We start from the raw sequence: 5546 nt of genomic DNA on the forward strand, positions 1-5546 counted from the left end.
TTAAATTTCCTTTTTTGTTAGAATAAATATGAAATGATTTTTATCATTTCAAGAGTTGTAGAGTAAGTTAGTAATTTCTCAGGTTAGTTACTTACTCTACATTTTTAATTGTTTTTTCTTTTTAAGAACGAATGCGATAGCAGCTACTTCAGCTACGATAGTTCCAATCATTCCAAGACCCTTTGGTGTGTTGTCGGTGATACCAGTGATAGGAGCTATATTTTTAGTATTTAATAATGTGATAATTTGATTTTCATCAGCTGTTACTGTATATTCAACACTCATTCCATCAACTTTTCCTTTATCACTTGATAATGTATATCCATATACATTTGTTTCAGTTATTTCAATTGTCTTACCAATTGGTACAGTTAATGTTTTTGATAACAGACTTTTATTTTCTTCTGTTTTTTTAGTGTCTTTATCAATTAAAGTAAAATCACCTTTTTCAAGTTCAATTTCGTTTCCATCTCCATCTATGTCTTTTACAACATATGTAAATGTAAACTGATCAGATAGATTTGCTCCATTACCTATGACATCTTTTTTGATTGTGATTTCAATTGTTGAAATTGTATTTTTTACTACAAAAGACTCATATCCAGTAGTTGAATCATTATCAACATCAGTTGGTATATAATTAACAGTGTACGTATTGTTAGTCGCTCCATACGCTCCATTACTTTCAATTGGTTTTTCTGAAGCATCTAATTCTCTAACAATATATTGAATTGGATTTCCGTTCACATCAATTATTGGGACTTCCCATGAACCTTTCCAATTTTTATCTGGTTCTTGCGAAGAACTTAATGTTATTCTTGAATTATCAATTTCTTGCCAATTTCCATCTACAATCTTACCTAGCGCAACAGTAACTGATTCTTCAGGATAAGAATCTGTAATCTGATTACCATTTGCATCAAACCACTGCTTTTCTACTGAAATTACTTTTGTATATGTATTTGTTATTAAAACATCTTCGTCCTGACCGCCCACATAACTAAAGTCAAAAGACATATGTCCAGTAATATTACTTGAACCAAAATCCACGTTTATACCATCTGAAGGATTTTCATAGTAGGTAAAGCTTGTCCCAACGCTTAAATTGACATGCACTGAACCATCGCTTCCAGTTTGAGAATTTAATTCTTCTAAACTAAAAAACTTAATTCCTTTCAACGGATCACTTTCATCATATTTCCAATTACCTTTTCTAGTGTTATAAATATATTCACTTACAGCTAGTTGTGTAGAATAAGGTAATTTTCTATATGAAATTACACTAACCACTGGATGTCCACCCTGAGTATTTGCAAATGCCATTATATGATTAGAATCACTTACACTGAATCGTTTTTCTTTATTGTCATTTGGGTTGTTTAAATTACCAAATGTTAATGTCTTTTTTACTACAGTTATTTCTTTACTGTTTCCATCCCATGAATTTGGTTCAGTATCATTTGCTAATTTAATAGTTCTATTTACATTGTATCCAGTAATATTTTCACCAGATTCACTGATTGAATAAGTATTACTTCCAGTATTTGCTATTATCCAATCCCATTGTGTGGTTCCGTCCGTATGCACAGGTGCAAAATCACTACCTTCACCTAATTTCAAATTATAAGTTGAACTAAAATTTGAAACATTTATTACAAATGTGCTGGCAAGTTTTTTTAATATAACTGACTCATTAATACCTTGGAAATTCTTACTTACTTTAATAAAACTTTCATATGGATCAAGATTTACATCATACGTATCTACACCAGATCCTGGTTTTTTCTTTTTGAGTTGATTAGAAGGCTGAGTAGTTGTTACTTTTGTTTCTTCAACATCTTCTAAATCCTCTCCAACCTCAGAACCTCCTTGCCCACTTGGTTCTTCTGATTGTTGTCCCTCACCGTTTTCTGATTCACTTGAATTTTGTTCCTCAGTAGAAATATCACCATTTCCAGTCGCAAATGTAAACGATGCTGTTTGTACGAGTCCAAATACCATGAAACATGCAACTAAACATGGGATTAAGTACTTTACTATTCTTTTCATATTCTCTCTCCTTTCGTTCAGATTGATTTTTAATGTCAATCTTACAACTATAATTGTAACCTTAAAATTACATTTTTGCTTTGTTATTAATTACCCCCCCCCGGTTTATGAATCATTCACTTGTGAAGGTTTTTCACAAATTTGTTTTTGACATAAAAATGTAGATGGACACAATAAATGAATCCGATTCGGACAGTTTATTTGAAACTAAATATTTGAAACTAAATTCAATATTTTAGATTAAAAATCCTCTACTAAAATATGTAAAACCGCATAGACAATATCTAAAAACGACAGTATTTGTTTTGGACAAATTAAATGAAACTATTTTCCGTTTTTTGGACACTTTATTTGAAACTAAAAAGAGCTATTTACTCTCATAATCAGTTAAAAAACTAATTATTTGCTTATAACATAAAAAAAGCTATAGTTGCTTCATTTCTATAGCTTTCTTTAGTTCTTCTTTTGCTTTTTGTTTAAGACTTGGATAATAAAATATGTCATTTTCTTCTTGTTCAAATAAATATATGGCTATATTTAATTGTTGTATTGCTTGTTCTAAATCTATTTTTGTTCCAATGCCATATAAATAACATTCACCGAGTCGCATCCATAAATCTGGATATTCCATTAAATCTTTATATCCTATTTCAAAAGCTTTTCTGTAACAATTAAATGCTTTTTGTTCATTTTTTGGATAGATATCACCATATCGATAGGCATCCCCTATTTTCATTATTCCTGTTACATTTCCTTTATCAGCTGCTTTTTCAAAATAATATAAACCCATTTCTTTATCAGGTTTACCCACTCTTCCATATGTATAAATATAACCTAGATTACTCATAGCTTGTGCATTAAATAAATGAGCTGCTATTTCATAATATTCTTTAGCTTGTACAAAATCTTTTCTTAAATAGGCTTCACTACCCATTCGTAAAGAATATTCAATATAGTCTTCCTCTTGTGTTAGATTTGGACAATCACAAATAAATTCAAATGCTTCTTTATGAATTTCAATGGGATTAGTAAAAGCATTTACTACAATTCCTTTTAAATCATTTTCTAAATTCATTTCAATTACTTTTAGAAAATCTATTTCCAATAAACTAAAATAATTTCGATAATCTTTTGGCATATCTTCTTCACTTAGAAATACAGGGAAAAATTTTCCGTCTTCGTTTTCTAATGTATCGGGTTTAAATATGATTTCATCTTCATTTTCAAAGGATTCTCCTTCCATTGAATTATCACTCAATAAATCCCATTTTTTTTGATCTCTTTGTGAAAAAGTAATGGTACATGGAATAGATACTGTATAGTTTCTTAGTATTTGTAGAATATGAATATATTTATCATCACTTGGATTTTTATAGAAATCTTTTATTGCTTTTATTAGACTCATATTTTTGTCCTCCTATTTAAATATTATTCTAATTCTTATTGATTTGGTCAAATCACAGGCGACAAAAAAAGGACATCTTTTGATGTCCCTATAGTTTGTAACAAGCTTTAAATGCATCCCAGATTGCACTCATTAAATTCGCTGGTTTTACTGCATCTCCTAATAAAATCACATTATCGTCTTTGATTTCATTATAAAGATCTTGATTCGAAATATATCCAACAGAAACAATGACTGTATCAGCTTCAATTGGTTTCACTGTTTTATGAATACCTTGTAAAGACTGTGAAATCGCACGATCTTTAATATTTGGTTCATTATATGTTGTTGTTTCAACATATGCTTTACCATCTTCATATTTTAAAACCTTGGAATTCTTTAAAATATCTACTTTATAGTATTCCATTAAATCCAATAAACAATTATAGTTTGCTGCATTCAATCCTTCTACATTCATTATTGTTGGAAGCTGTTCAACCACTGTAACTTTCTTATTTTTACGTGCTAAATCATAAGCCAATTCACAACCTGTTAAACCAGCACCAATAATAACTACATTTTGATCCATAATATTTTGATTATTTAATACATCCACTGCATATCTAACATTTTCACAATCAAATCCAGGAACATCTAAACGTCTTTCATGAGCACCTGTTGCGACAATGACTTTATCATAACTTTGTTTATTTTCTGGTTTAAATTCTGTATTTAATTTTACATTGACACCTGTATCCACCATTTGTTTACGATACCAGCGAATCAATCGACGATCATCGTCTTTGAAATCAAATGAAGCAGCTGGAATAAAGACACCACCTAATTGATTTGATTTTTCATATAAATCTACTTCATGTCCACGTAAAGCACATACACGAGCTGCTTCCATTCCTGCAATTCCTCCACCAACTACAGCTACTTTCATTGGTGTATTTGTTTTTTCAATGTTGTAGTGATTTTCTTGTCCACATCGAGGATTGATCGCACAGGAAATATCTTTTGTAGCTTTTGTTTCATAGTCTGGCTGGAAAATACGAGACAAACAACCAAAGTGACAAGAAATACAAGGACGAATGTCATCCAATCGTTTTTCTTTAAATTTATTGGCTAAGTCTGGATCGGCTAATAATGGACGACCCATTCCCATCATATCGATTTTTCCTTGTGCAATGGATTCATCCGCTAAATCTGGATCATCAAATCGACCTGCACAAATCACTGGAATATTCACTTCTTTTTTTATTTCCGCTACATCAGCAAGATTCAATGCTTTTGGCATATATACAGGAGGATGTGGCCAATACCAGGCATCATATGTACCATTATCGCAATCCAGCATATCATACCCAGCTTCTTCTAACATCTTAACCACTTTACGACTTTCTTCCATATCACGTCCAAATTCTTTGAATTCTTCACCTGGAACGGCGCCTCGATTAAAGGCTTTTGTTTTTGATACAACTGAATAACGCAAAGAAACAGGGAAATCTTTTCCACATGTTTTCTTGATTTCCTGTACAATTTCAATTGGAAAACGCAAACGATTTTCTAAGCTTCCACCGTATTCGTCTGTACGTTTATTGAAAGCTGAAATAGTAAATTGATCCAATAAATAGCCTTCATGAACCGCATGAATTTCGACACCATCAATGCCTGCATCTTTTGCGGCTTTTGCTCCCATACCAAACCATTTCACATACATATGAATTTGTTCTTTTGTCATTTCTGTTTGAAGACCACGTGGATCCCATACATTTGGTAAAGCACTTGGAGCTGGTTCTCCCACACTACCGGCACGACCTGTTAAAGCCGAAATCATAACAAAGACTTTTGATCCATATTGATGAACGCCATCGGCTAAATACTTCATATTTTTTGTATAAGATTCAAGGTCATTCATAATAGATGGCAAATGCCCTAATGGTGGTAATGGAACCAATCCCGTAATAATTAATCCCGTACCACCTTTCGCACGTTCAATGTAGTAATCCGCTCCATCTTTTGAATAACTACCATCGTTATTCATCAAACGAGGTGAAAAAACTGTTATGAAGTGACCTTTGTCAAGACGCAAATACACTCATTTTTATAT

The 5546-nt window shown here is 31.6% G+C and carries 3 protein-coding genes; all 3 read right to left on the reverse strand.

Features of this window, described 5'->3' with window-relative positions; translation table 11 throughout:
• Positions 1 to 96: 96 nt before the first annotated feature.
• The 3 genes from ACI32A_RS08590 to ACI32A_RS08600 all read right to left on the reverse strand — a co-directional run bounded on the left by ACI32A_RS08590 (position 97) and on the right by ACI32A_RS08600 (position 5480).
• The gene (locus ACI32A_RS08590) at positions 97 to 2049 is read right to left on the reverse strand and encodes a hypothetical protein (RefSeq protein WP_439754643.1); all 1953 of its coding nucleotides are present in this window, start codon (positions 2047 to 2049) and stop codon (positions 97 to 99) included.
• 424 nt (positions 2050 to 2473) lie between these two features.
• Positions 2474 to 3454: an SseB family protein gene (locus ACI32A_RS08595; RefSeq protein WP_439754644.1), complete on the reverse strand. Its 981-nt coding sequence runs from the start codon at positions 3452 to 3454 to the stop codon at positions 2474 to 2476.
• Positions 3455 to 3542: 88 nt separating this feature from the next.
• Positions 3543 to 5480 carry an FAD-dependent oxidoreductase gene (locus ACI32A_RS08600; protein ID WP_439754645.1) on the reverse strand — a complete coding sequence of 646 codons (1938 nt, stop codon included), beginning with the start codon at positions 5478 to 5480 and terminating at the stop codon, positions 3543 to 3545.
• Positions 5481 to 5546 lie beyond the last annotated feature (66 nt).

The organism is Floccifex sp. (assembly GCF_051873555.1).
Taxonomy (GTDB): Bacteria; Bacillota_I; Bacilli_A; order Erysipelotrichales; family Erysipelotrichaceae; genus Floccifex.

Coding starts and splice junctions, on each gene's coding strand:
- ACI32A_RS08600 (WP_439754645.1), bottom strand. CDS start 5,480: ATGAATAACGATGGTAGTTATTCAAAAGATGGAGCGGATTACTACATT.
- ACI32A_RS08590 (WP_439754643.1), bottom strand. CDS start 2,049: ATGAAAAGAATAGTAAAGTACTTAATCCCATGTTTAGTTGCATGTTTC.
- ACI32A_RS08595 (WP_439754644.1), bottom strand. CDS start 3,454: ATGAGTCTAATAAAAGCAATAAAAGATTTCTATAAAAATCCAAGTGAT.